2 protein-coding genes are annotated in these 774 nt (G+C 50.3%); both read right to left on the reverse strand.

Annotation, left to right across the window (positions count from 1 at the left end; translation table 11 throughout):
• Window positions 1–119 (reverse strand): YraN family protein (locus A3750_RS27155; RefSeq protein WP_197475185.1); only part of this gene is annotated, 119 nt, incomplete at its 3' end.
• A 17-nt stretch (window positions 120–136) separates the two neighbouring features.
• On the reverse strand, window positions 137–774 hold a 638-nt coding region (locus A3750_RS20000), incomplete at its 5' end, for a penicillin-binding protein activator (protein ID WP_197475186.1).

The raw sequence follows: 774 nt of genomic DNA on the forward strand, positions 1-774 counted from the left end.
AGCATGATGAGATCGATCTCTCCGAGCCTGCAGCTATAATTTTGTAAGACTAACTTTAATCCCTTGCTTTGCAGATAATGCTTTGCTTTGTTTTCGAACTCAAATCCTTTTGAGCGCATTTTGATTGCTCCCTGCTTTAGTTAATCGTGATGGCTTTGCCCCTGCGATACATGGCCCATTGTAGTGCCCGCTCTACAACACCGTCAGGGTTTACGTTTAGCTTGCCTGTAAGCCCCTGAGCGAAACTGTTCGGTATCTCTCTCAGTATTGGGAGTCGGGGGGCAAGAAGATAGGCGTCGGCACCGAGCGCGTAGAATCGCGCGTATCTGTCACTGAGCGCGGGGCGCGTCGTTTCGATCTGGGCTTTTAAAGGGTTCGATTGCGTGAATACCCATGGAATGTCAGGGAACTGTACCCTGCTAAGATCATTGTTTGCGTCAACTCGGCCGGGTGTGTGTATGCTAGAGCTAGCAAAGACTGGTAGATCTTGTGCGAAGTTGAATGCCAAGAGGGGCTTTATCTGTTTGCCGTCTTCGTGGTTGCCTAGCACTAGAATCGCATCTAGGTCATTTCGTCTCTCTGGTCGGGTTTCTAGGGCGAGCCCGGTGACTCTCATAAGCTTTCGGCTGCGCTGCTTGCTGTCAGCCGTTGAAAGCATTGTTGCAACCGTTTGTGCGAGGCTGCGATCCGCGCCAAAGTAAGCTTTTGAAACCACATGTCCTCCCATGGATTCAAAGTCTTCCTCAAAGCTTTGGCTGAGGCGTATTGCTCTTT

It is taken from the genome of Oleiphilus sp. HI0079 (genome assembly GCF_001635105.1).